The organism is Rhodanobacter soli (assembly GCF_040548735.1).
GTDB classification, from domain to species: Bacteria; Pseudomonadota; Gammaproteobacteria; order Xanthomonadales; family Rhodanobacteraceae; genus Rhodanobacter; species Rhodanobacter soli_A.
On sequence record NZ_JBEPSD010000002.1, the window covers coordinates 83522 to 105356 of the forward strand.

26 protein-coding genes and 1 pseudogene are annotated in these 21835 nt (G+C 66.7%); 16 read left to right on the forward strand and 11 right to left on the reverse strand.

The window, feature by feature from the left end:
* Nucleotides 1-12: 12 nt before the first annotated feature.
* Complete coding sequence (locus tag ABIE04_RS11205) at nt 13-891, reverse strand: PhzF family phenazine biosynthesis protein (RefSeq protein ID WP_354550061.1); 879 nt, start codon at nt 889-891, stop codon at nt 13-15.
* A gap of 201 nt (nt 892-1092) precedes the next feature.
* Here ABIE04_RS11205 and ABIE04_RS11210 point away from each other — a divergent pair, with 201 nt between their 5' ends.
* The 5 genes and pseudogenes from ABIE04_RS11210 to ABIE04_RS11230 all read left to right on the forward strand — a co-directional run bounded on the left by ABIE04_RS11210 (nt 1093) and on the right by ABIE04_RS11230 (nt 4067).
* Nucleotides 1093-1701: a rhomboid family intramembrane serine protease gene (locus ABIE04_RS11210; RefSeq protein WP_354550063.1), complete on the forward strand. Its 609-nt coding sequence runs from the start codon at nt 1093-1095 to the stop codon at nt 1699-1701.
* Between the two features lie 95 nt (nt 1702-1796).
* A pseudogene (locus ABIE04_RS11215) lies at nt 1797-2237 on the forward strand (histone H1-like repetitive region-containing protein); the annotation flags it as partial.
* Between the two features lie 36 nt (nt 2238-2273).
* Entirely contained in the window at nt 2274-2429 is a 156-nt protein-coding gene (locus ABIE04_RS11220) for a hypothetical protein (protein ID WP_354551488.1), read from the forward strand.
* 147 nt (nt 2430-2576) lie between these two features.
* A complete protein-coding gene (locus ABIE04_RS11225; protein ID WP_354550065.1) occupies nt 2577-2972 on the forward strand; it encodes a hypothetical protein in 396 nt (131 codons plus the stop codon).
* A gap of 21 nt (nt 2973-2993) precedes the next feature.
* Nucleotides 2994-4067: an aminopeptidase gene (locus ABIE04_RS11230; RefSeq protein ID WP_354550067.1), complete on the forward strand. Its 1074-nt coding sequence runs from the start codon at nt 2994-2996 to the stop codon at nt 4065-4067.
* 104 nt (nt 4068-4171) lie between these two features.
* Here ABIE04_RS11230 and ABIE04_RS11235 read toward each other — a convergent pair whose 3' ends face one another.
* The gene (locus ABIE04_RS11235) at nt 4172-4984 is read right to left on the reverse strand and encodes a cytochrome c (RefSeq protein WP_354550069.1); all 813 of its coding nucleotides are present in this window, start codon (nt 4982-4984) and stop codon (nt 4172-4174) included.
* Nucleotides 4985-5316: 332 nt separating this feature from the next.
* On the opposite strand from ABIE04_RS11235, the gene pncB reads away from it, so the two are divergent.
* On the forward strand, nt 5317-6501 hold the full coding sequence (pncB, locus tag ABIE04_RS11240) for a nicotinate phosphoribosyltransferase (RefSeq protein ID WP_354550071.1): 1185 nt from the start codon (nt 5317-5319) through the stop codon (nt 6499-6501).
* Between the two features lie 51 nt (nt 6502-6552).
* Here pncB and ABIE04_RS11245 read toward each other — a convergent pair whose 3' ends face one another.
* The 3 genes from ABIE04_RS11245 to ABIE04_RS11255 all read right to left on the reverse strand — a co-directional run bounded on the left by ABIE04_RS11245 (nt 6553) and on the right by ABIE04_RS11255 (nt 9260).
* Nucleotides 6553-7347: a MetQ/NlpA family ABC transporter substrate-binding protein gene (locus ABIE04_RS11245; RefSeq protein WP_354550073.1), complete on the reverse strand. Its 795-nt coding sequence runs from the start codon at nt 7345-7347 to the stop codon at nt 6553-6555.
* A 228-nt stretch (nt 7348-7575) separates the two neighbouring features.
* Entirely contained in the window at nt 7576-8253 is a 678-nt protein-coding gene (locus ABIE04_RS11250) for a methionine ABC transporter permease (protein ID WP_354550075.1), read from the reverse strand.
* Nucleotides 8250-9260 carry a methionine ABC transporter ATP-binding protein gene (locus tag ABIE04_RS11255; protein WP_354550077.1) on the reverse strand — a complete coding sequence of 337 codons (1011 nt, stop codon included), beginning with the start codon at nt 9258-9260 and terminating at the stop codon, nt 8250-8252. The genes ABIE04_RS11250 and ABIE04_RS11255 overlap by 4 nt, the downstream gene beginning before the upstream one ends.
* Before the next feature lie 99 nt (nt 9261-9359).
* Here ABIE04_RS11255 and ABIE04_RS11260 point away from each other — a divergent pair, with 99 nt between their 5' ends.
* Both ABIE04_RS11260 and ABIE04_RS11265 read left to right on the forward strand, forming a co-directional pair.
* Nucleotides 9360-9845, forward strand: a complete 486-nt coding sequence (locus ABIE04_RS11260; RefSeq protein WP_354550079.1) for a glutathione peroxidase — start codon at nt 9360-9362, stop codon at nt 9843-9845.
* A gap of 158 nt (nt 9846-10003) precedes the next feature.
* Nucleotides 10004-10486 (forward strand): FKBP-type peptidyl-prolyl cis-trans isomerase, encoded by a 483-nt coding sequence (locus ABIE04_RS11265; protein WP_354550081.1) that lies wholly within the window; start codon nt 10004-10006, stop codon nt 10484-10486.
* 79 nt (nt 10487-10565) lie between these two features.
* Here the strand turns inward: ABIE04_RS11265 and ABIE04_RS11270 are convergent, their stop codons facing one another.
* Nucleotides 10566-11663 (reverse strand): phospholipase A, encoded by a 1098-nt coding sequence (locus tag ABIE04_RS11270; protein WP_354550083.1) that lies wholly within the window; start codon nt 11661-11663, stop codon nt 10566-10568.
* A gap of 115 nt (nt 11664-11778) precedes the next feature.
* Complete coding sequence (locus ABIE04_RS11275; protein ID WP_354550085.1) at nt 11779-12288, reverse strand: hypothetical protein; 510 nt, start codon at nt 12286-12288, stop codon at nt 11779-11781.
* A 183-nt stretch (nt 12289-12471) separates the two neighbouring features.
* On the opposite strand from ABIE04_RS11275, the gene ABIE04_RS11280 reads away from it, so the two are divergent.
* Complete coding sequence (locus ABIE04_RS11280; RefSeq protein ID WP_354550087.1) at nt 12472-13707, forward strand: winged helix-turn-helix domain-containing protein; 1236 nt, start codon at nt 12472-12474, stop codon at nt 13705-13707.
* Nucleotides 13708-13733: 26 nt separating this feature from the next.
* On the opposite strand, the gene ABIE04_RS11285 is transcribed toward ABIE04_RS11280, so the two are convergent.
* Nucleotides 13734-14207, reverse strand: coding sequence for a hypothetical protein (locus ABIE04_RS11285; protein ID WP_354550089.1), 474 nt, complete (start codon nt 14205-14207; stop codon nt 13734-13736).
* 338 nt (nt 14208-14545) lie between these two features.
* On the opposite strand from ABIE04_RS11285, the gene ABIE04_RS11290 reads away from it, so the two are divergent.
* The 6 genes from ABIE04_RS11290 to ABIE04_RS11315 all read left to right on the forward strand — a co-directional run bounded on the left by ABIE04_RS11290 (nt 14546) and on the right by ABIE04_RS11315 (nt 18676).
* Nucleotides 14546-14755: a cold-shock protein gene (locus ABIE04_RS11290; protein ID WP_214556874.1), complete on the forward strand. Its 210-nt coding sequence runs from the start codon at nt 14546-14548 to the stop codon at nt 14753-14755.
* 256 nt (nt 14756-15011) lie between these two features.
* A complete protein-coding gene (locus tag ABIE04_RS11295) occupies nt 15012-15221 on the forward strand; it encodes a cold-shock protein (RefSeq protein WP_072761891.1) in 210 nt (69 codons plus the stop codon).
* A gap of 85 nt (nt 15222-15306) precedes the next feature.
* The gene (locus ABIE04_RS11300) at nt 15307-16224 is read left to right on the forward strand and encodes an alpha/beta hydrolase family protein (RefSeq protein ID WP_354550092.1); all 918 of its coding nucleotides are present in this window, start codon (nt 15307-15309) and stop codon (nt 16222-16224) included.
* Between the two features lie 51 nt (nt 16225-16275).
* Complete coding sequence (locus ABIE04_RS11305) at nt 16276-17337, forward strand: NADH:flavin oxidoreductase/NADH oxidase (protein ID WP_354550094.1); 1062 nt, start codon at nt 16276-16278, stop codon at nt 17335-17337.
* 10 nt (nt 17338-17347) lie between these two features.
* Nucleotides 17348-18223, forward strand: coding sequence for a pirin family protein (locus tag ABIE04_RS11310; RefSeq protein ID WP_354550096.1), 876 nt, complete (start codon nt 17348-17350; stop codon nt 18221-18223).
* A 150-nt stretch (nt 18224-18373) separates the two neighbouring features.
* A complete protein-coding gene (locus tag ABIE04_RS11315) occupies nt 18374-18676 on the forward strand; it encodes a DUF962 domain-containing protein (RefSeq protein WP_354550098.1) in 303 nt (100 codons plus the stop codon).
* Between the two features lie 58 nt (nt 18677-18734).
* On the opposite strand, the gene ABIE04_RS11320 is transcribed toward ABIE04_RS11315, so the two are convergent.
* Nucleotides 18735-19124, reverse strand: a complete 390-nt coding sequence (locus ABIE04_RS11320; protein ID WP_354550100.1) for a cytochrome c — start codon at nt 19122-19124, stop codon at nt 18735-18737.
* Between the two features lie 134 nt (nt 19125-19258).
* Here ABIE04_RS11320 and ABIE04_RS11325 point away from each other — a divergent pair, with 134 nt between their 5' ends.
* Nucleotides 19259-20053 (forward strand): tRNA threonylcarbamoyladenosine dehydratase, encoded by a 795-nt coding sequence (locus ABIE04_RS11325; RefSeq protein WP_354550102.1) that lies wholly within the window; start codon nt 19259-19261, stop codon nt 20051-20053.
* 52 nt (nt 20054-20105) lie between these two features.
* Here the strand turns inward: ABIE04_RS11325 and phbB are convergent, their stop codons facing one another.
* Nucleotides 20106-20846 carry an acetoacetyl-CoA reductase gene (gene phbB / locus ABIE04_RS11330; protein ID WP_354550104.1) on the reverse strand — a complete coding sequence of 247 codons (741 nt, stop codon included), beginning with the start codon at nt 20844-20846 and terminating at the stop codon, nt 20106-20108.
* Nucleotides 20847-20960: 114 nt separating this feature from the next.
* Complete coding sequence (gluQRS, locus tag ABIE04_RS11335) at nt 20961-21827, reverse strand: tRNA glutamyl-Q(34) synthetase GluQRS (RefSeq protein WP_354550106.1); 867 nt, start codon at nt 21825-21827, stop codon at nt 20961-20963.
* Nucleotides 21828-21835: the final 8 nt, after the last annotated feature.

Below are 21835 nucleotides of genomic sequence, written 5' to 3' on the forward strand. Positions count from 1 at the left end.
CGCTACGGGGTGTTACGGCGCCCACTCCAGTGTGCCGTCGATCACCGTGTGGCTGCGTCCGCCGACCCAGATCGCGTTGCCGTCGATGTGCACGATCAGTTGTGCGTCGTGGCCGATCTCGCGCCCCTGGCTGACCCGGTAGCCGCGGGCCAGCGGGCCGTGCGGTTCGGCGTGCACGATATACGCGGCGATCAGTCCGTTGGCGGCGCCGGAAGCGGGGTCCTCGACGATGCCGACGCCGGACGGAAACGCGCGCACCACCAGCTGGTAGTCGGGGTGATCGCTTCTTGCGAACGCGCACAGTCCCATGCTGTCGCTGGCCCGGGCCAATGCGGCAATCGCCGCGTGGTCGGGCTGCCACGCGCGCAGGCCGGCTTCGTCCGCCACCTCGGCCAGCCACCAGCGCCGCCCGCCGTCGACCAGCGCAGGCGGCAGCACGCCCAGCTCCATGTCGGTCAGCGTAGCCGCCAGCAACGGATGGGCGTCGCGGCCGGTGTCCAGCACCCGTTCGCCGGGCGACTGCAGCAACAGCTCGCGGCTGGCACCACGGCCCTCGACGCGGATCGGCAGCACGCCGGCACCGCATTCCTGCCACAACAGGCCATCGAGCGGCTGGGCCAGGCCGCATTCCAGCGCGGCGTGCGCGCTGCCGATGCTGGGGTGGCCGGCGAACGGGATTTCCTTGTGCGGAGTGAAGATACGCACGCGATAACTGGCCCGCGGATCGGTCGGCGGCAGCAGGAAGGTGGTCTCGACCAGCGCCGTCCAGCGCGCGAAGCGCTGCATCGCCGCGCTGCTCCAGTCGTCCGCGCCGATCACCACGCCGAGATGATTGCCGCCGCCCAGGGTGGCGGCAAAGACGTCCAGATGCAGATAGCGGAGCGAAGTCATGGGATCCATCGGGCGGCTGGCGGCCGCCTAAAGCGCCGAATGATAGCCGCCTGCCGCGGATCCGGGCAGTGACCTTTCGGAATATCGAGGCGGCGGCGAGGCATAAGCGTCGGCAGACTGGCGGTTGCGCCAACGGAAAGTCGACAAGCCGCGGCAGCGGCGCCAAGATGTGCGCTTTTGCTGCCCGACGCGGAATCGCTTATGCCGATCACCCTGGTCATCATCGCCATCACCTGCCTCGTTTCGTTCATGGCGTTCAAGAACAGCCGCCTGATGAACGACCTGATCCTGTGGCCGCCGGCGATCGCCCGCCAGCGCGAATACCACCGGCTGGTGACCTACGGCGTGGTGCATGCGGACTTCGGGCACCTGCTGTTCAACATGATCACGCTGTACTTCTTCGGCCGGGTGATGGAGGGCTTCTTCACCTCGCGCATGGGGCCGTTCGGCTTCGCGCTGTTCTATATCGGCGGCCTGGTGATCTCGATCCTGCCGACCTACCTGAAGAACCGCAACAACCCGGATTACCGCAGCCTCGGCGCCTCGGGCGCGGTATCGGCGGTGTTGTTCGCCTTCATCCTGCTGGCGCCGTGGTCGCGGATCATCGTGCTGGTGATTCCGATGCCGGCGATCGTCTACGCGGTGCTGTACACCGGCTACTCGATCTACATGGATCGGCGCGGGCAGGGCAACGTCAACCACAGCGCGCACCTGTGGGGTGCGGCGTACGGCGTGGTCTTCACCCTGCTGGCGGAGCCGCGGGTGCTGCCGCATTTCCTCAATGCGCTGATGCAGCCCAGTTTCCGATGATGAACGTTTCCTGCGCTGCGTAATGCCCGCCGCGGCCGGGGCGTGCATACTGGACACGGTTCCATCGACCACCGCAGGAGAACGAACGCATGGCTATGACCCGCAAGTCGGCTGCGAAGAAGTCCGCGGCAAAGAAAGCACCCGCCAAAAAGGCGCCCGCCGCAAAGTCAGCCGCGAAGAAGTCCACGCCGCGCAAGGCGGCGGTGAAGAAGGCTCCGGCGAAGAAAGTCGCCGTGAAAAAGTCCGCGGCAAAGAAGCCGGCCGCACGGAAACCCGCAGCCGGGAAGGTCGCGACAAAGAAGGCGGTGGCGAAGAAGACCGTGGCCAGGAAGGTCGCCGCAAAGAAGGCGGCTGCGAAAAAGCCGGTGGCGAAGCCAGTTGCAACCAGGAAGGCCGCGGCAGCAAAACCGGTCGCGAAGAAACCGGTGGCAAGGCCAGCCACCCGCCCCGTCGCCGCCGCGAAAAAGCCGGCCCCGCGCAAACGCCCGCCGGTGGAAGCGCCGATCCAGCACATCAGCCAGGAAGACGCTGTGGCGAAGATCCAGGCCTTGCTCGAGGCCAAGCAGGAGCGGGTGAGACAGGGACCCAGCTGGCCGGATGCGAACCTGGCCCAGCCGGCGCCGGGCAGCATGGAACTGCACCCGCCGATAGCCGGTTCAGGCGGCGAAGGCAGCGATGCGCGCGTGCTGGCACCGGAACGTGGCGAGCAGGGCAAGCGCAAGGGTTGATGGCCTGTCGCGGGCTTCGTGGCCGGAGCCGTGCGACGGCGATACATGGCTGGCGGGTAAACGACGGCGGGCGATGCGCCGGAACTCAGTGCGCGTTCAAGCACCACGGCCTAGCGTGATATCGCAACTCCCAGATGGAGACGGATCATGAAACGCCTGTTGGCCAATCTTGTGCTGATCGTCGCTGCCGCGGCGCTGTCGGGCTGCTACTACGACCCGGGCTACAGCTACGTCCGCGGCTCCGGCTACAGCGGCGACGCCTACTATGGCGACGGCGGCAACGCCTACTATGTGGCGCCGGGTTACTACGATGGCTATTACGGCGGCTACTACGGCTGCTGTTATGCGCCCGGCGTGAGCGTGGGCGTAAGCAGCGTGTGGTACGGCGGCTCGCGTTATCGGCATGATGGCTATCGCGATCATCGTGACTACCGTGGCCATGCCGGCCAGTGGCGGGGCCATGGCGATGGCCGCAGCGACTATCGCGGCGGCAACCGGCAGCGGCGCGGCTCCCGCAGTGATGATCGCGATCATCGCCACTGAGGTTTGAGGCACTATCGGGGCATGCCCGGATTCGTGCCGTCACGCACCCGTATTCCACGGCTCATCGTCATCGCGGCGGTGGGCCTTTTGCTGTGCGCCTGCAGCAGCTTGCGCTATTACGCACAGGCGGCGCACGGGCAGGGTGAGTTGATCGTGCACCGGCGCGCGGTGAGCAAGCTGGTGCGCGACCCGGCCACCGATCCGGAACTCGCCGCGCGCCTGCGGCAGGCTCAGCAGGCGCGCCGCTTCGCCTCGCAGCGGCTGGCCCTGCCGGACAACCGCAGCTACACCGGTTATGTCGCGCTGGATCGGCCGTACGTGGTGTGGAACGTGTTCGCCACGCCGCGCTTTTCGGTGCAAGCCGTGCCGCAGTGTTTTCCGGTCGCCGGTTGCGTCGCCTATCGCGGCTGGTTCAGGGAGGCCGATGCGAAGGCGGATGCGGCACGCCTGCGTGCGCGCGGCGACGACGTCTGGATCGGTGGCGTGCCGGCGTATTCCACGCTGGGCTGGTTCGCCGATCCGATCCTGTCGAGCATGCTGCGCTGGGACGACGACGAACTGGACGGCACGATCTTCCACGAGCTGGCGCACCAGCTGATCTACGTGAAGGGCGACAGCGCATTCAACGAATCCTTCGCGACCTTCGTGCAGACCGAAGGCCTGCGCGAATGGCGCCGGTCGTGCGGCCTGCCACCGCCGGACGGACATGCCCGGGCGATGGGCGATGGCTTCACCCGGCAGGTGCTGGACTTGCGCACCCGCCTGCAAACCCTCTACGCCAGCGGCGCGGGCGAGTCGGCGATGGAAGCAGGCAAGCAGCGCGAGATCGCCGCGTTCCGTGCCCGCTACGCACAATGGCGCGATCGCGACTGGCCGAATGATCACCGCTACGACGCCTGGGTCGCCATGCCGATAAACAATGCGCGGCTGCTGCCGTTCGGCCTGTACGACCAGTGGACGCCGGCGTTCGCCGTGCTGTTCCAGCGTGCCGGGCGCCGCTGGCCGGCGTTCTACGCCAGCGTGCGCAAGCTGGCGCGCGAGCCGAAGACGCAGCGCGAACAGGCGTTGCAGGCACTGCTGCCGCAAAGCCCCTGACTTGGCACGACGTGTTCGCGGCAATCGAGTTGCTGGGCGATTCGGGGTTCGCGTTCAACGATGGACGAATCAGCCGCATCGTCGACCGCAGCTGAGCCTGCGTATCAGTGCGCCGGCTTGCGCCCGGCCATGTGCCGCAGGTAGGCCAGCACGGCGTCGAGATCGGCGTCGGACAGCGCGTGCGTGTCGAACCCTTGCATTTTCGCCTGCGGCCATTGCCGCAGCGACTGCGGGTCGCGGATGAAGGCGCGCAGCAGGTCGGCACGCAGGTATTCGGTGGGGTTGTGCGGAAGGTTCAAGTCCGGGCCGAGCTTCGAATCGCCCTCGCCGTTGAGCGTGTGGCAGGCGAAGCAGGTGCGCTGGAAGACGGCGAAACCGCGTTTCACTTCGCTGTCCGCCGGCAGCGAGGGGTCGGGCAGGATCGCCGGGAAGCGCTCGGCCACGCCGCCCAGCGTGCGGATGCGGGCCAGTTGGTACGGCCACTGTTCCGGGCCCACGCGGGCGGCTTGCGGCCGGGTCCACACGACGTAGAACGGCCCGGCGCGGCCGCGGTTCTTGTCCAGTGCAGGCCAGGGTCGTGACGGCTCTTCGATCGCCAGCCAGGCTTCGCTGCCTTGCGTGTTCATCAGCAAGGTGGCGGGAATCTCGGCGGCGAAGCCGTCGCCGGCGACGAACTGCAGGTGATCGTCGGGACCGATGCCTTCGAGCAGGGCGGCCAGCGGTACGGCGCGGTAGTGCATCGTGCGATGGAACGCGACATCGTCGGGCACGCTGATCGTGCGCGCGTCGTGGCGCTTGAGCAGGGTTTCGGTGCGGTAGGTGATGACGCCATGGCCGAGGTCGACTTTCAGCTCGGCGGCCGTCGCGGGCAGTAGTGCCAGGCACGACACGAGCAGGCATGTGGCGAACAGCTTCATGGTCGATTCCGCATGGAAGTAAAGAAATTGTAGGTGGTGATGCCCGAGTCGCTTCTGTCCGTCCCGTTGCAGCAAGCCTGTCGGAAAGCTGAACGCATTTCGACATGCACATTGAACTCACGTGGCGCCGGCCACACTAAGTCCACGTATCGCCGAGATGGCGACAGGAAGTGGCGCAGTACAAGCGCGTCACTGAGGGGCCGGCATTTCCTCCCCTGGATGCCGCCTGACAAACCCCATCAGTCCTCCCCTGGCTGATGGGGTTTATTTTTGCGCGAAACAAGCCGCGGTTCGCGTGGATAATGGTCCATCCCGTTCCCGCATGGCTACTGATGATCATCGACTCGCTGCTCGACACCGACCTGTACAAGTTCTCGATGATGCAGGTGGTGCTGCACCAGTATCCGGCCGCCCAGGTCGAGTACCGCTTCAAGTGCCGTACGCCCGGCATCGACCTGGTGCCGTACATCGACGAGATCCGCACTGAGCTGAAGGCTTTGTGCCAGCTGCGTTTCGCACCGGACGAGCTCGACTACCTGCGTACGTGGCGCTTCATCAAGAGCGATTTCGTGGATTTCCTGGGGCTGTTCCAGCTCAACGAGAAGTACGTGGAGATCGCACCGGCCGCGGCAGCCAACGGCGAGATCGAGATCCGCATCCGCGGGCCGTGGCTGCACACCATCCTGTTCGAGGTGCCGCTGCTGGCGATCGTCAACGAGGTGTACTTCCGCAACACCAGCGGCGGCCTCGACCTTGCCGAGGGACACCGGCGATTGCAGGCGAAGATCGAACTGCTGCGCGACACGCCGGACTACGCCGGCTGCAAGATCGCCGACTACGGCACGCGCCGGCGCTATTCGCGGGTGTGGCAGGAAAAAGTGGTGACCCTGCTGCGCGAGGGGCTGGGCGAGCAGTTGGCCGGCACCAGCAACGTGTGGCTGGCGCGCAAGCTCAACCTGACTCCGCTGGGTACGCTGGCGCACGAATACCTGCAGGCGCACCAGGCGCTGGGCCCGCGCCTGCGCGATTCGCAGGTGGCGGCACTGGAAGCGTGGGCGAAGGAGTATCGCGGCGACCTCGGCATCGCGCTGTCGGACGTGTACGGGCTCGATGCGTTCCTGCGCGATTTCGACATGTACTTCTGCAAGCTGTTCGACGGTACCCGTCACGACTCCGGCGATCCGTTCGCCTGGGGCGAGAAGGTGCTGGCGCATTACGGCGCGAACCGCGTCGATCCGCGCAGCAAGGTGCTGGTGTTCAGCGACGGGCTGGACATCCCCAAGGTGATGCAGCTGTACGCGCACTTCCGCGGCCGCTGCCAGCTCGCGTTCGGCGTGGGCACCAACCTCACCAATGACGTGGGCCCCATGCCGCTCAACATCGTGATCAAGATGATCCGCTGCAACGGCCAGCCGGTGGCCAAGCTGAGCGACTCGCCGGGCAAGAACATGTGCGAGGACGAGGCCTACGTGGCGTATCTGCGCCAGGTGTTCCAGATCCCCGCGTCGCAGGGGTGAGGCGGCTTGTGCTCCTCCCCCTGCTTGCAGGGGAGGGAGCACGGCATGACATCAGAATGCCGGCAGCACGGCGCCGTGGTACTTCTGCTCGATGAACGCCTTGATCTGCGGACTGTTCAGCACCTTGGCCAGCTTCTGCACGCGCGGGTCGTTCCGGTTGTCGGGGCGGCCGACCAGGTAGTTCACGTAGGGCGAGTCCTTGCTCTCGATCAGCAACGCGTCTTTGGTGGGATTCAGTCCGGCGGCCAGTGCGTAATTGGTATTGATCAGCGCCAGGTCGACCTCGTCCAGCGTGCGCGGCAGCATCGCCGCTTCCAGCTCGCGGAACTTCAGGTGTTTCGGATTCGCGGTGACGTCCTTCAGCGTGGCCATCTCGTCGGTCGGATCCTTCAGCGTGATCAGGCCGTGTTTCGCCAGCAGCAACAGCGCACGGCTGTTGTTGCTGGGGTCGTTCGGCAGCGTCACGCTGGCGCCGTCGGGCAGCTGGTCGATGCTCTTGTACTTGTGCGAGTACGCGCCGAACGGCTCGATATGCACGCCGGTGATGATGGTGAGCTGGGTGCCGCGTTCGCGGTTGAACGCATCCAGGTAGGGCTTGGTCTGGAAGTAGTTCAGGTCGACATTCTTTTCGGCTACCTGGGTGTTCGGCTGCACGTAGTCGGCGAACACCTTGACCTGCAGGTCCACGCCTTCCTTCGCCAGCAGCGGCTTGGCCTGCTTGAGGATTTCCGCGTGCGGCACCGCGGTGGCGGCCACGGTGAGGACGTTGTCGTCCTGCTTGCCGGAGCCGGAGCAGCCGGCAAGCAACAGCAGGGTCAGGGCGAGGGAGGCAAGCAGCAGTTTCATGGCGGATTCACTTGTGCGGCGCACAATGATAAGCCGTCTATACTGCCAAATACAAACATGGGTAAAGCATGACTTTCGGCGTCGTCACGACTTCGGCGCGGCGTAGCCGGCCAGCAGGAGCAGGGCCAGGATGGCGGCGACGGCGGCGAGCAGCAATCTCATGGCGGCGACTCTCATGGGCGGTCAACGAAAGTAGGCCGCCCATGCCGCCAAACGCAAATAACCAGATCAGCGTTGCTTATAACGCGTCACGATGTGGTCGCCGACCATCTGCAACAGCTGCACCAGCACGATCAGCAGCACCACGGTGACCAGCATGTAATCGGACTTGTAGCTCAGGTAGCCGTAGCGGTAGGCGAGGTCGCCGAGGCCGCCGGAGCCGATCGCGCCGCCCATCGCGGTATAGCCGACCAGCGCGATCGCGGTGACCGTGATGCCGGCGAACAGGCCGCCGCGGGCCTCCGGCAACAGTACGTGGCGCACGATCTGCCACAGGCTGGCGCCCATCGCCTGGCTGGCCTCGATCACGCCCTGCTGTACCTCGCGCAGCGCGGTCTCCACCAGCCGGGCGAAGAACGGCGCGGCGCCGATCACCAGCGGCGGGATCGCGCCGCGGATGCCCAGCTTGGTGCCGACCAGGGCATAGGTGACCGGCATCAGCACGATCATCAGGATGATGAACGGCACCGAACGCAGGATGTTCACCAGCAGCGAGGTGATCGCATAGAGCTTCGGCATCGGCCGCAGCTGACCCTTGCCGGTGAGGTACAGCAGCACGCCCAGCGGCAGGCCGATCAGCACGGTGAGGGCGAGCGAGCCGCCCAGCATCAGCAGGGTGTCGATGCAGGCACGGCCGATCTCGCCCCAGTCATCGATGTTCGGAAAGAGTTTCGGCAACGGGTTCATCGGTGCAACTCCTCGATTTCGATGCCGGCCTCGCGCAGCGCAACCAGCGCGGCGCCCATCCGTTCGCCCTGCATCGCCAGGGTGAGCTGGCCGTAGGGCAGGTCCTTGATGCGGTCGATGCGCCCGGCGAGGATGTTGAACTCCACGCCTGTCTCGCGCGCCACGCGGCCCAGCGCCGGCGTCAGCGTGGCGTCGCCGCGGAAGCTCAGGCGCAGGATGCGCCCGGGTACCCGGACGAACGGCGCCAGTTCGCTGGCCGCTTCTTCCGGCAACGCCTCGTTGACGAAGCGCTTCGTGGTGGGGTGCCGCGGATGCAGGAACACGTCGGCGACCGCGCCGCGCTCCACGATGACACCAGCGTCGAGCACCGCCACGCGGTCGCACACGCGGCGCACCACGTCCATCTCGTGGGTGATCAGCACGATGGTGAGCTTCAGTTCGCGGTTGATCTCGGCCAGCAGCTCCAGCACCGAGGCGGTGGTCTGCGGGTCGAGTGCACTGGTGGCCTCGTCGCATAGCAGGATGGATGGCCGGTTGGCCAGCGCGCGCGCGATGCCGACGCGCTGCTTCTGGCCACCGGAAAGCTGCGACGGGTACTTGTCGGCATGCGCGGTCAGCCCCACCCGCGCCAGCAGTTCGTCGACGCGTGCGCGCAATACGCCGGCGTCGCGTTCGCCGGCCAGCCGCAGCGGGAACGCCACGTTGTCCGCCACCGTCTGCGAGGCGAGCAGGTTGAAGTGCTGGAAGATCATGCCGATGCGGCGCCGCTGCGCGCGCAATGCCGGTTCGGCCAGCGCGGTCATCTCGGTGTCGCCCACGAAGATGTGCCCGCCGCTGGGCCGTTCGAGCAGGTTGATCAGCCGTATAAGCGTCGATTTGCCGGCACCGGACAGGCCGATGATGCCGAACACCTCGCCATCGGCGATGTCGAGACTGAACGGCTGCAGCGCGGGAATGTCCTTGCCATCGACGCGGTAGGACTTGTGGACATCGACGAAGCGGATCACGACGGAGCCTGGCTTGCGGGTGGTGGGCCATTCTATGCCACGGACATCACGGCCGATGGCGTATGCTGCTGGATTGATCCATCAAGACGGAGTCCGTCCATGTCCAGCGTCTACGATTTCACCGTTCGCGATATCGATGGCAATCAGCGCTCGCTCGCCGAATGGCGCGGCAAGACCCTGCTGATCGTCAATGTGGCATCCAAGTGCGGCTTCACCCCGCAATATCAGGGGCTGGAGACGCTGTGGCAGGACCAGCGCGACCTGGGCCTGGTGGTGCTCGGTTTTCCGTGCGACCAGTTCGGCCACCAGGAACCCGGCGACGAAGCCGAGATCAAGACCTTCTGCAGCACCCAGTACGACGTGACCTTCCCGATGTTCGGCAAGCTCGAGGTGAATGGCGAGCACGCCGATCCGCTGTACAAGTGGCTGAAGAGCGAAGGCAAGGGCATCCTCGGCAGCGAGTCGATCAAGTGGAACTTCACCAAGTTCCTGGTCGATGCGAACGGCCAGGTGGTGAAGCGCTATGCCTCCACCGACACGCCTGAGAAGATCGGCAAGGACACGCAGGCCCGGCTCGCCGGCTGATCCGGCTCTCTCTCGATCGCCCACGGTAGTTTGCCGGCAGTATGCCGGCGCATCCCATGGCGTCGCGCGGCCCGCAGGCCGTTTTGCGCGGTTCTGGTATTCTGCGCGGTTCGTGTCGGCACCTGGCCGGCGGACTTGAACCTATTCGCGAGAACCTCATGCAGATTGCCCAGAATTCCGTTGCCGCCTTCCATTACACGCTGACCGACGACGAGGGCCAGGTCATCGACAGCTCCGAGGGTCGCGAGCCGCTGACCTATCTGCATGGCAGCGGCCATATCGTGCCGGGCCTGGAAAAGCAGATGGAAGGCCGCGCGGTCGGCGACAAGTTCACCGCCGACGTGGCGCCCGAAGAGGGCTACGGCGTGCGCCATGACGAGCTGATGCAGGAAGTGCCGCGCGCGGCATTCCAGGGCGTCGAGGACATCCAGCCCGGCATGCAGTTCCAGGGCAACGGCCCGGAAGGCCAGATCAACGTCACCGTGACCAAGGTCGAGAACGACGTGGTCTTCATCGACGCCAACCACCCGCTGGCCGGCAAGACCCTGCACTTCGCCATCGAGGTGACCGACGTGCGTGGCGCCACCGCCGAAGAGCTGGAGCACGGCCATGTGCACGGTGCCGGCGGGCACCACCACTGATCGCCGGCGCGACCGCGCCGCGATCCGCCGATGCGCGAAGGCCCGGTGCCTGCACCGGGCCTTCCGTTTGCGGCCTGACCTAGTACCAGTCGAGCAGCGACACGCCCAACCCCAGGTAGGTGGCGTTGTGGTTGTAGTCGATCAGGCTTTCGCCGTAGCCCTTGAACACTTCCATGTAGCCGCGCAGGTTGCCGGCCATCGGGAAGCTCCAGCTGAAGCGCGCCGAGCCATGGCTGCGACTGCCGCCGCGCAGGGAGTGGCGCAGCAGCATGCCGAATTCCTGGCCGTGCCACTCGTGCACGACCTGCATTTCGGCGCGCCCCATGTAGTTGCCGATGTCGGGGTTGTTGTCGTCGCTGCGTGCTTCCGGGACGCGCCACCACGGGCGCAGCATCACGGTCCAGCCATCGCGCTCGAAGCCGACGTTGGCGATCACCCGGTTCCAGCTGCGTGACAGCGGATCGCTGCGGCCGTTGGACTGGTGGTTGAAGCCGATGCTGAGCATCCGCCCATCCCAGCCCAGTACCTGATAGTGGGTGTTGAACACCAGCATCGCCTCGGGCTCGTAGTTGGTTTCGCGGAACGGGCGCGACAGCTGCGAGTTGTAGACCTGCCAGCGCGAGGACTGGGTGTAGCCCACCCACAGGTCGCCGGCGTCGCCGAACACGCCCTGCCACACCTTGGCCTTCAGGCTGAGCTGGAATTTCGCCTCGACGTTGTCCAACTGCTCGCCCTGGTCCGTCACCGTATTGTTCGGGTTCGGGCTGTGCGGCTGGTTGTTCTGGTTGCTGGTGAAAAAGGCCGGCAGCACGTACACCGGCTTGTAGCCGCGGATGTTGTAGGTGCCGAGCTTGCTTTCCGGCGACAGTTCCCAGCGGCTGTCGAGCAGCGACAGCGGCGTGGCCACTTCGCTGTTGGGTTCCACGCCGGCATTGGACGTCTTCTGGCGGTCGCGGCCGAAGATGCTCGGCGTCGTGGTCGTCTCGTCCACCCGCTTCTGCGCTATCGGCAGGTTGACCCGGCCGGTCGCATGGTCGTAGCAGGCCAGCCGCTGGGCGTCGCTCTCGATGGCGGTGCAGGCGCGGATATCGGTGGGGTCCGGATTCTGCGCGTGTGCGGCGGTAGCCAGGGTGCCGGCGGACAAGGCCAGGAGGACGGCCGCAGTCGATCGCTTCATGAGGAAAAGTTTCTGGCAGGGCGGCGGGTCAGTCTAGCGGAGCGGTGATGGGCGACGGTGACTGGCACATGAAAACGCCGGCCGCGCGTGCGGCCGGCGTCTGCTGCGTGAGGGCTTATTTGCCTGCGGTCCAGCGTGCGTACTCGCTCTTGCTGATCCGGCCGTCACGGTTGTGATCGGCATAGAGGAAATCGTTGGCGAGCAGCGGATAGGCAGAAGCCTGATCCTCGGTGATGTATTTCCCGCCACCGGACAATTGCTCGAAAGCGGGCGCCGGGCCGGCCGGCGGAGGCGGCGGCATGCTCGAATGCACGCTGAGCTCGCCGGCCGGCGTGTTCATGGTGGCCGCATCGGCCTGGCCAGTCGGCGGTGCGGCCGCCGTGCTGGCCGACGGCGGAGCTGGTGGCGGTGTCGCCGGCATGCTCGATTGCGCCGGCGCTGGCGATGCCGGAGGTGTCTGCGGGACCGGTTGTGGTTGCGGCTGAGGCTGTGGCTGCGGTGCCGTGTCTGTGGGGGGCGGAGGAGGAGTCTGCGGCGGCATGTCCTGCTGCGCGATCAGGCTGCCGGCGAACAACAAGGTGCCGGCGGCGAGGACGGTCAATAGCGGCTTGCGGGATTTCATCATCGGTACTCCATGCCAGAATGATCGGTGAGGTTGTGCGGATGTCCGCACGCCATCGGGCGGACCCCCCGTCCGGCCCAACTCGGGTTTCACGCTAGCAGGGACTTTGTAAATGCCGGCTCAATATCCAGATCACGACGTTGTGAAGATGCGCCGCCATTGGGCGCCGCTTCAGGTGATGGCCGCGTGTTGAGCCTGGTGCAGGCGCGAGCCTTGCAACTGTCCGCGCAAGGCCTGCTGCAGCCGCCGCGGCGACGGCCACGGCGCGACGACGTGGTGGCCGCGGTCGAGCGCATGCGCCTGCTGCAGATCGACACCATCCACGTGGTGGCGCGCAGCCCCTACCTGGTGCTGCACTCGCGCCTGGGCGACTACCCGATGAGCTGGCTGGACGAGGCGCTGGCGCAGGGCCGGCTGGCCGAATGCTGGGCGCACGAGGCGTGCTTCGTCAGCGCCGCCGATGTCGCCTGGCATCGCGGCGGGCACGGTCATCGCACACATCACTGGGCGCAACGGAATGCGGCGCGGATGCATCGCGAACAACGTGTCGAGATGGATGCGCTGCTGGAGGCGGTTCGTGCATCCGGCCCGGTGCGGGCGGCGGATTTCGCGCGCAGGGACGGCGCCAGCAAGCCGGGCTGGTGGGAGTGGAAGCCGGAGAAACGCTGGCTGGAGGCATGGTTTGCGCTGGGCGAACTGATGGTGGCGCGGCGCGACAACTTCCAGCGCGTCTATGACCTGGCCGAGAACGTGCTTGCCCGGCTCGACCCGCCGTTCGATCCCGCCGCCGCGCCCTCGGCGGCGCAGCTGCGCCAGCGTTTCATCGTCGATGGCGTGCGCGCGCTGGGGGTGACCCGGGCCGGCTGGATCGCCGACTATTTCCGCCTGAAGCCGAAAGTAAGCGATCGCGAACTGGCCCCGCTGCTGGCCAGCGGCGAACTGCTGGCGGTGCCGGTGCAAGGCTGGAACACGCCCGGCTATGTGCACCGCGACCATGCCGAGGCGCTGGACAAGGCGCTCGCCGGCCGCCTGCGCGCCACCCGTACCGCGCTGCTGTCGCCGTTCGACCCGCTGGTCTGGGATCGCGCGCGGGCGCTGGCGATGTTCGATTTCGAGTACACCATCGAGTGCTACACGCCGGCTCCGAAGCGCCGCTATGGCTACTTCGTGCTGCCGATCCTGCATCGTGGCCGATTGATCGGCCGGCTCGATGCGAAGGCCCATCGCAGTACCGGTCAGTTCGAGGTCAAGGCCTTGTTCCTGGAGCCGGGCGTGTTGCCGGAACCGCCACTGGTGCAGGCGGTAGCCAAGGCGATCGCCGATACCGCCCGCTGGCACGGCACCCCGGAGATCCGTCTGGGCAGCACCCAGCCCGCGGCGATGGCGCGGCTGCTGCGTGCGGCCTGGCGAGAAGCCGGCTAGGCGGCACCCCGTTACTGTCCGAGGGGCTACGGCGTGCCGGCCGGCACCGGGTTCTCCGTGCATGACTTGCCGTGCAGGGCCTGGCGCAGCTGGTTGGCCAGCGAGTTGCAGCGTGCCGCCAGTTGCGGCCGGATATCCGGGTTCTTCGAATCGCGCAGCAGGCTGCTGCGCATCGCCTCGTAGCGGGATTGCAACTGGTCCGGCGCGTAGATCGCCGCTGCGCGATGGCAGGCGAGGTAGCTGGAGAGATAGTCGTCGCAGGCGGCAATGCCGGTGTTGTCGGACAGGTCGGGTTCGGCGGCAGGCTTGCTGCGGGTGGGGGCGGCGTGCTCCCGATGCGGCGCGCTGGCGGCCCTTGTGGTGGAGGCGGACGGGGTTCTCGTGGTGGAGGTCGTGGCGGAGGTGGTGGTCGTCGTCCTGGTGGCGGCGTGCTGCGCGCAGCCAGCCAGCAGCAGGCCTCCGAGCAGGCTGATCAGGGTCAGGTGGGACAGGGAAGGCATCATGGCTCTCCTCGACTTGGCGATCGTACCGGCGAGCCGGGCGGTCAACGGACAGTGGATCCGGGAACTGGCCACCACTAGACCGCGCCGAAGGTCAAGAAAATCTGAATTTATCGCGGAACCGGCAAAAAACGGTGAATTGGCTCCATTCCGTTCCGCCCCGTTGTGCCGTTATGATCCGCCCACTGTGTTTGCCGGGGTCAGCAGAGTTTGTGGCCCGATGCAGCCGATCCGCGATCTGCCTCATCGTTCACCCCTGGGTTGTTTCCTTGCATACCAGTCAAGCCGGCCGGTCGCTCTCTTGGCGGTCGCGTCTATAAACCTGTGGAGTGATTAACATGTCTGATCGTCAGATGGGTACCGTCAAGTGGTTCAACGACGCCAAGGGCTTCGGTTTCATTGCCCGCGACAATGGCCCGGACGTTTTCGTGCATTTCCGCGCCATTACCGGCGGCGGTTTCAAGAGCCTGCAGGAAGGCCAGCAGGTCTCCTTCAAGGTGGTACAGGGTCAGAAGGGCCTGCAGGCCGAAGAAGTGACCCCGGTCTGATTGCCGCGTTTGTAGGGGAAATCGGGCAAAGATGCCCGGTTTTTTCCTGCCCGAATAATGTCCGCGACAGCCTGCTTGACAAATCACTCGCGGGCTGAAAATCCGTTATGCTTGGCCCGCTGCGTCTGCTTGGCTACGTGAGTGCCCGGTAAGGATTTCCTGAATCCGACTGTTGCACCGGACCCTGCATGCTCAGTGAACCGTCGGCCCGTTGGGGCCGGTTTGTCTCAGCGTCTGGATAGGATCGGAGTTAGTCATGTCGGATCGTGAAGTAGGTACCGTCAAGTGGTTCAACGACGCCAAGGGTTTCGGTTTCATCAGCCGGGATAATGGCCCTGACGTATTCGTGCATTTCCGCGCCATCACCGGCTCGGGTTTCAAGAGCCTGCAAGAAGGCCAGAAGGTCAGCTTCAAGGTCGTCGATGGCCAGAAGGGCTTGCAGGCCGAAGACGTCACCCCCGTTTGATCGCGGTGGCGGAATCAGCTTGAAGAGGCCGGCGCAAGCCGGCCTCTTTTTTGTAGTGGCGGGGGCAATTCGCTAGCCTGCCGGAATGTCCGACCATTCCATCGAAAACATTCCTGCAGCGGCCGAGCCGCTGGTCATTCCGGTAATTGCCGCCGACGGTGCCCGCTACGAGTTGTTGGCCGTGCTTCCCGCCGACGCCTGGCAGCGTTTGCTGTACTGGATTCCGGCGATGGGCATACCGGCCCGGCATTACCTGCCGCTGGCCCAGGCGCTGGCGACACGGGGCATCGCGGTAGTGCTGCACGAGTGGCGCGGCATCGGTTCCAGCGATCGGCGTGCCGGCCGCGGCTGCAACTGGGGCTATCGCGAATTGCTGCAGGACGATTTGCCCGCAGGCATGGCGGCGGTGCGCCACCGCTGGCCGCAGGCAAACTGCTGGCTGGGCGGGCATAGCCTCGGCGGCCAGCTCGGGTTGCTTTACGCCAGCCTGCATCCGCACGACTTCACCGGACTGGTGCTGGTCGCCAGCGGTGCGCCGTACTGGCGCCGGTTCCGGCATGGCTGGCTGATCGGCGCGGCTTACGCGCTGGCCCCGCTGCTGGCCGGGCTGGCAGGTCATCTGCCCGGGCGGCGGATCGGGTTTGGCGGCAACGAGGCGCGCGCAGTGATCGCCGACTGGGCGCGCAGCGGCCGCAGCGGCCGCTATGCGGTGGCCGGGATGGCACAGGACTTCGAGCGCGGGCTGGCCGCGTTGCAACTGCCGTTGCTGGCGTTGCGCCTGCAGCAGGACTGGCTGGGCCCGCCGGCATCGCTGGAGTGGCTGCTGGGCAAGCTGGGTCCGGGCGAGCGCCGCGTGGACGTGATCACGCAGGAAGACTTGGGCGGCTCGCCGGCCGACCATTTCGGCTGGATGAAGACACCAGCGCCGATGGCCTCGCGCATCGCCGACTGGTTGGCTGCACCGGACGCAGCGTTCGCCGCACGCGACGGCACGGCGGCTTGATTCCATGGGACCCTGTCTGCATCTCGACACTTCCATGACGCTGGATTCCCCATGAACCTGTTCGATCCGTTTCCCCAACGCAGCCTGACCTTGCGCAACCGCCTGGTGGTGTCGCCGATGTGCGAGTACTCCGCCACCGACGGCGTGCCGAACGACTGGCACATGGTGCACCTCGGCAGCCGCGCGGTCGGCGGCGCGGCCCTGGTGATCGCCGAAGCTTCGGCGGTCTCCGCGCAAGGGCGCATCTCGCCGCAGGACACCGGCCTGTGGAACCAGACCCAGTTGCAGGCGTGGCAGCCGATCACCCGTTTCATCAAGGCACAGGGCGCGATCGCCGGCATGCAGCTGGCGCACGCTGGGCGCAAGGCCAGCACGCTGCGGCCGTGGGATGGGCATGGCCCGGTGCCAGCCGGGCAGGACGACTGGCGCACCGTGGCGCCGTCGGCGCTGCCGTTCGATGCCGGCTGGCCTGCGCCGCAGGCGCTGAACGAGGCCGGCATCCAGGCGGTGATCGCGGACTTCCGCGCCGCCGCACACCGCGCGTTGGCGGCCGGCTTCGAATTGATCGAGGTGCACGCGGCGCATGGCTACCTGCTGCACCAGTTCCTGTCGCCGCTGAGCAACCGGCGCGACGATCGCTACGGCGGCAGCTTCGAGAACCGCACCCGCCTGGTACGCGAGGTGATCGTCGCCGTACGCGAAGTGTGGCCGGCCGAACTGCCGTTGTGGCTGCGCCTCTCGGCCACCGATTGGGTAGCCGAAGGCGGCTGGGACATCGGACAGAGCGTCGAGCTGGCGCGCCAGGTGAAGCCGTTGGGCGTTGACCTGATCGACGTCTCCAGCGGCGGCCTGCTGCCGCACGCGAAGATCCCGTTGGGACCGGGCTACCAGGTGCCGTTCGCGGCGCAGATCCGCCGCGAAGCCGGTATCGCCACCGGCGCGGTGGGCCTGATCACCGGCGCGGAGCAGGCCGCGCAAATCGTCGCCAACGACGACGCCGACGTGGTGCTGATCGCCCGCGAGAGCCTGCGCGATCCGTACTTCCCGCGTCGCGCCGCGCAACTGCTGGGTGCGAAGATCGACGCTCCGGCGCAATATCAACGGGCCTGGTAAGGAGAGCGTGATGGAAGCTGCCCCGATGCTGATTGCCGACGCCCGCGTGCACGATCTGGGCGACGGCTTCATGGTTCGCCGCATGCTGCCGGTGCTGCAGGCGCGCCACGTCGGCCCGTTCGTGTTCTTCGACCACATCGGGCCGGCCACGTTCGCCGCCGGCAAGGGCATGGACGTGCGTCCGCATCCGCACATCGGCCTGGCCACGGTGACCTGGCTGTTCGACGGCGCGATCCGCCACCGCGACAGCCTCGGCAGCCTGGCCGACATCCGCCCCGGCGAAGTGAACTGGATGACCTCCGGTCACGGCATCGTCCACTCCGAACGCACGCCGCCGGAGGCTCGCCAGGGTGGCCAGCTGCTGCATGGCATCCAGGTCTGGGTGGCCTTGCCGCAGGCCGATGCCGAGGTGGACCCGGAGTTCCATCATCACGACCGCGCCGCATTGCCGAAGATCCGCCGGCCCGGCATGGAGGCCGTGCTGATTGCAGGCACGGCCTACGGCGAACGCTCGCCGGTGAAGGTGTTCGCGCCGATGTTCTTCCTGGAAGTGCAACTGGCCGCGGGTGCCGAACTGGCGCTACCGGTCGAGCACGCCGAGCGCGGCGTACACGTGGTCGATGGCGCGGTCCGCTGGGGTGAGCTGGAGGTCGGCGCGCAGCAGATGGCGGTACAGGCCGGTCCGTCGGCACCGCCGCTGCGCGCGCACGAGGCGAGCCGCTTGATGCTGTTCGGCGGCGCGCCGCTGGATGGCGAGCGGCACCTGTGGTGGAACTTCGTGGCCAGCACGCGCGAGCGCATCGAGCAGGCCAAGGCCGATTGGCGCGAAGGACGCTTTCCGAACGTGCCCGGCGACGACAAGGAGTTCATTCCGCTGCCGGAGTAGGCGGCGCGGATTGCCTTGCTTCGCAGGGCGGGCAGTGCCCGCCGCTCTTGGGTTTCAACAAGGCAAAAGCCGGTGGGCGACAGTCCGCCCCACAGAGCGTGTGGCATGTCCGCGTGGCAGAATCGAACGATCCCGCCGCGGAGCAGCAACATGTCCGGCTACAGCAGCTTTGCCGAGTTCTATCCGTTCTACCTCAGCGAGCACAGCAACCGCCTTTGCCGTCGCCTGCATTTCATCGGCAGCACGCTGGTGCTGGCGGTGATCGTGCTGGCCCTGGCGAGCGGCCAGCTGCGCTGGCTGTGGCTGGCGCCGGTGTTCGGCTACGGATGCGCCTGGATCGGCCATTTCGTGTTCGAGAAGAACCGTCCGGCCACGTTCAAGCATCCGCTGTACAGCCTGGCTGGCGACTGGGTGATGTACGGCCAGATGCTGCGCGGAAAGATCCGCTTCTGAGGGGCTTTTCTCCCTCCCCTGCTACAGGGGAGGGTTGGGGAGGGGTGCTCTTGGTCTTTCAGCGATATTGCTGGTGGCAGCTCTTGCAAGTCTCGCCGACCGGCTTGACCACCGCGGCCAGTGCCTCGCAGGTCGCGGGCGCACCCTGCACGGCCTGCTGCAGGCGGTTCTGCAGCTGGACGGCATCGTCGGTGAAGGTTTTCTCGCCGATGCCGAACACCGGCACGATGTCCGTGGCGGTGGACTGCAGGCGGGCCAGGTGGTGCTGGACCTTGACCGGGTCGCACTGCTTGGCCTTCATGGCATTCTTCAGTTCGCCCATGTGGTAGCCCATGGTTTCCATCACGGCCTTCGGCATCGGGTTGCGCGCGGCCAGCGCATTCATCACGTTGGCCGTACCGATCACACCGATCACCAGGCCGAGCAGGATCATCAAAGCTACGCGCATCGCCACGATTCCGGGAATGAAGATGGCCGCAAGGATAACCCGTGCAGACGCGTTGCAGCCACGCGGGCGCGATAAAATGGCCGCTTCGACCCAGCAGGCCAGGCCAGTGATACGGATACAAGCGGCAGTACTACATGAGTGACGTGGCCTTTCCCGCCGAGCGCTTCGCCGGCGTCGAGCGTCTGTACGGCAACGGCAGCGTGGCCGCGCTGGCGCGCGCGCATGTCTGCGTGATCGGCATCGGCGGCGTCGGTTCGTGGGCGGTCGAGGCGCTGGCGCGCAGCGGCGTGGGCCGGCTCACCCTGATCGACGCGGACGAGGTCTGCGTGTCGAACACCAACCGCCAACTGCACGCGCTGGACGGCGAGTACGGCAAGTCGAAGGTGGGCGTGATGGCGGCGCGGGCACGCGCGATCAACCCGACGATCCGGCTGGAGGCGATCGAACGTTTCCTCACCCCGTCCACGCTGGATGAACTGCTCGACCACGGCTATGACGTGGTGCTGGACGCCTGCGACGCGTTCCGGGTGAAGCTGGAGACGATCGCCTGGTGCCGCCGGCGCAAGCTGCCGATCGTCAGCGTGGGTTCGGCCGGCGGGCGCACCGACCCCACCCAGATCCGCGTGCGCGACCTGTCGCGTACCGAGCACGATGCGATGTTCAGCCTGATCCGCAAGAAGCTCCGCACGGATTTCAATTTTCCGCGCAACCCGGATCGCTACTTCGGCGTTTCAGCCGTCTATTCGCTGCAGAACGTGCAGTACCCGCAACCCGACGGCACCGTCTGCGGCACCCGCCCGCCCGGCGGCGACGCGATGAACCTGGCCTGTGGCGGCGGTTTGGGCGCGGCCACCCACATCACCGGCGCGTTCGCGTTCGCGGCCGTGGGCAAGGTACTGGAGAAGCTGCTGGAGAAGGGCGAGAAGTGAGGAAAGAGAAAGCCTGGCTCTTGCTCACTTCTCTCCGTTCGCCCCTACTTCCTCACCAGCCCATGTAATGCCCACCGTTGATCGCCAGGTTCGCGCCGGTGATCCAGCTGGCCTGGTCGCCGGTGAAGAACGCCACCGCGTGGGCGATTTCGTCCGGCCGGCCGAGGCGGCCCACCGGGATCTGCGCCACGATCTTCTCGCGCACTTCCTCGGGCACGGCCATCACCATGTCGGTGCCGACGTAACCGGGGGAGACCGTATTCACGGTGATGCCGAACTTCGCGTTCTCCTGCGCCAGCGAGATGGTGAAGCCATGCATGCCGGCCTTCGCCGCGGCGTAGTTGGCCTGGCCGTACTGGCCCTTCTGGCCGTTGATCGAGCTGATCTGCACGATGCGGCCCCACTTGCGCGTGCGCATGCCCTCGATCACCGGGCGGGTGACGTTGAAGCAGGCATTCAAGTTGGTGTTCACCACGTCCGTCCACTGCTCGTAGGTCATCTTGTGGAAGGTGGTGTCGCGGGTGATGCCGGCGTTGTTGACCAGGATGTCGACCGGCCCGCATTTGGCCTCGATCGCGCGGATCATCGCTTCGCAGGCGACCGGATCGGAGACGTCGCCCTGCACCATGCACACCTCGATGCCATCCGCCGCCATCGCCTTGCGCCAGGCTTCGGCCTTGCCCGGGTCACGATAATTGGTGGCCACCCGATGCCCTTGTCCGGCGAGGTAGCGAACGATCGCGCTGCCGATGCCGCCGGTGCCGCCTGTGACCAATGCCGTGCGCTGAGTCATGTCCTTGAATCTCCTGTGCGGGTGTAGCGGAGGGCTGTCTGTCGTACCGGATCATGGCGGCGGCATGTTTCAGCCATGGCCCTGGGTGCCGATGCGTTCCGCATTTATAGCGTTTCAGGCGAAAGAGTGACCGCTGCAATGCGGCAAATCCGCCGGATCGAAATTCGCCAGCGCCTGCGCCAGCAGGTCGCGGGCATCCGTTGCCGCGGCCGGCGCCGGTACCCGCAGGAACGCCAGCGCCCGCCGCTGCGCCGGCAGCGGGTCGGCCGGATCGACCGGGAAGGCCTGCTCGGACTTCGACAGCTTGCGTCCCTCGCCATCCAGCACCAGCGGCAGATGGCGATAAGCCGGCGTGGGCAGCCCCAGGCAGCGTTGCAGCCAGATCTGCCGCGCGGTGGAGTCGAGCAGGTCCTGCCCGCGCACCACCTCGGTGACGCCCTGGAACGCGTCGTCGACCACGCAGGCGAGCTGGTACGAATACAACCCCTCGACCCGGCGGATCACGAAGTCGCCCACCTCGTCGCGCAGGCTCTGTCGCTGCGGGCCCTGCAGTGCATCGTCGAATGCGATGGCGATATCCGGCACGCGCAACCGCCAGGCCGGCAGTTGACCGGCCTGTGGCGACGCGATGCAGCGGCCGTCGCGATGGACCCCGCCCGTCCCGGCAAGCTCGCTGCGGCTGCACCAGCACGGGAACACCTGCTGCGCCGCGCGCAGTTGTTCGAATGCCGCGTCGTAAGCGACGATGCGCTGCGACTGGAACAGCGCCGGGGCGTCGGCGACCAGGCCGAACGCCGGCAGCGCGGCCAGGATGCTCGCCGCCGAACCGGGAACCTCGCGCGGCGGGTCGATGTCTTCCACCCGCAACAGCCACTCGCCCCCGGCATGCCGCGCACACAGCCAACTGCCCACCGCGGCGACCAGCGAGCCGAAGTGCAGGTGTCCGGTGGGCGAAGGGGCGAAACGGCCGCGATAGCTCATCGGCGCAT

Coding starts and splice junctions, on each gene's coding strand:
- ABIE04_RS11260 (WP_354550079.1), top strand. CDS start 9,360: ATGTCCAGCGTCTACGATTTCACCGTTCGCGATATCGATGGCAATCAG.
- ABIE04_RS11245 (WP_354550073.1), bottom strand. CDS start 7,347: ATGAAACTGCTGCTTGCCTCCCTCGCCCTGACCCTGCTGTTGCTTGCC.
- ABIE04_RS11250 (WP_354550075.1), bottom strand. CDS start 8,253: ATGAACCCGTTGCCGAAACTCTTTCCGAACATCGATGACTGGGGCGAG.
- ABIE04_RS11270 (WP_354550083.1), bottom strand. CDS start 11,663: ATGAAGCGATCGACTGCGGCCGTCCTCCTGGCCTTGTCCGCCGGCACC.
- pncB (WP_354550071.1), top strand. CDS start 5,317: ATGATCATCGACTCGCTGCTCGACACCGACCTGTACAAGTTCTCGATG.
- ABIE04_RS11320 (WP_354550100.1), bottom strand. CDS start 19,124: ATGCGCGTAGCTTTGATGATCCTGCTCGGCCTGGTGATCGGTGTGATC.
- ABIE04_RS11300 (WP_354550092.1), top strand. CDS start 15,307: ATGTCCGACCATTCCATCGAAAACATTCCTGCAGCGGCCGAGCCGCTG.
- ABIE04_RS11235 (WP_354550069.1), bottom strand. CDS start 4,984: ATGAAGCTGTTCGCCACATGCCTGCTCGTGTCGTGCCTGGCACTACTG.
- ABIE04_RS11225 (WP_354550065.1), top strand. CDS start 2,577: ATGAAACGCCTGTTGGCCAATCTTGTGCTGATCGTCGCTGCCGCGGCG.
- ABIE04_RS11275 (WP_354550085.1), bottom strand. CDS start 12,288: ATGATGAAATCCCGCAAGCCGCTATTGACCGTCCTCGCCGCCGGCACC.
- ABIE04_RS11230 (WP_354550067.1), top strand. CDS start 2,994: ATGCCCGGATTCGTGCCGTCACGCACCCGTATTCCACGGCTCATCGTC.
- ABIE04_RS11210 (WP_354550063.1), top strand. CDS start 1,093: ATGCCGATCACCCTGGTCATCATCGCCATCACCTGCCTCGTTTCGTTC.
- ABIE04_RS11325 (WP_354550102.1), top strand. CDS start 19,259: ATGAGTGACGTGGCCTTTCCCGCCGAGCGCTTCGCCGGCGTCGAGCGT.
- ABIE04_RS11285 (WP_354550089.1), bottom strand. CDS start 14,207: ATGCCTTCCCTGTCCCACCTGACCCTGATCAGCCTGCTCGGAGGCCTG.
- ABIE04_RS11205 (WP_354550061.1), bottom strand. CDS start 891: ATGACTTCGCTCCGCTATCTGCATCTGGACGTCTTTGCCGCCACCCTG.
- ABIE04_RS11265 (WP_354550081.1), top strand. CDS start 10,004: ATGCAGATTGCCCAGAATTCCGTTGCCGCCTTCCATTACACGCTGACC.
- ABIE04_RS11290 (WP_214556874.1), top strand. CDS start 14,546: ATGTCTGATCGTCAGATGGGTACCGTCAAGTGGTTCAACGACGCCAAG.
- gluQRS (WP_354550106.1), bottom strand. CDS start 21,827: ATGAGCTATCGCGGCCGTTTCGCCCCTTCGCCCACCGGACACCTGCAC.
- ABIE04_RS11310 (WP_354550096.1), top strand. CDS start 17,348: ATGGAAGCTGCCCCGATGCTGATTGCCGACGCCCGCGTGCACGATCTG.
- phbB (WP_354550104.1), bottom strand. CDS start 20,846: ATGACTCAGCGCACGGCATTGGTCACAGGCGGCACCGGCGGCATCGGC.
- ABIE04_RS11305 (WP_354550094.1), top strand. CDS start 16,276: ATGAACCTGTTCGATCCGTTTCCCCAACGCAGCCTGACCTTGCGCAAC.
- ABIE04_RS11295 (WP_072761891.1), top strand. CDS start 15,012: ATGTCGGATCGTGAAGTAGGTACCGTCAAGTGGTTCAACGACGCCAAG.
- ABIE04_RS11315 (WP_354550098.1), top strand. CDS start 18,374: ATGTCCGGCTACAGCAGCTTTGCCGAGTTCTATCCGTTCTACCTCAGC.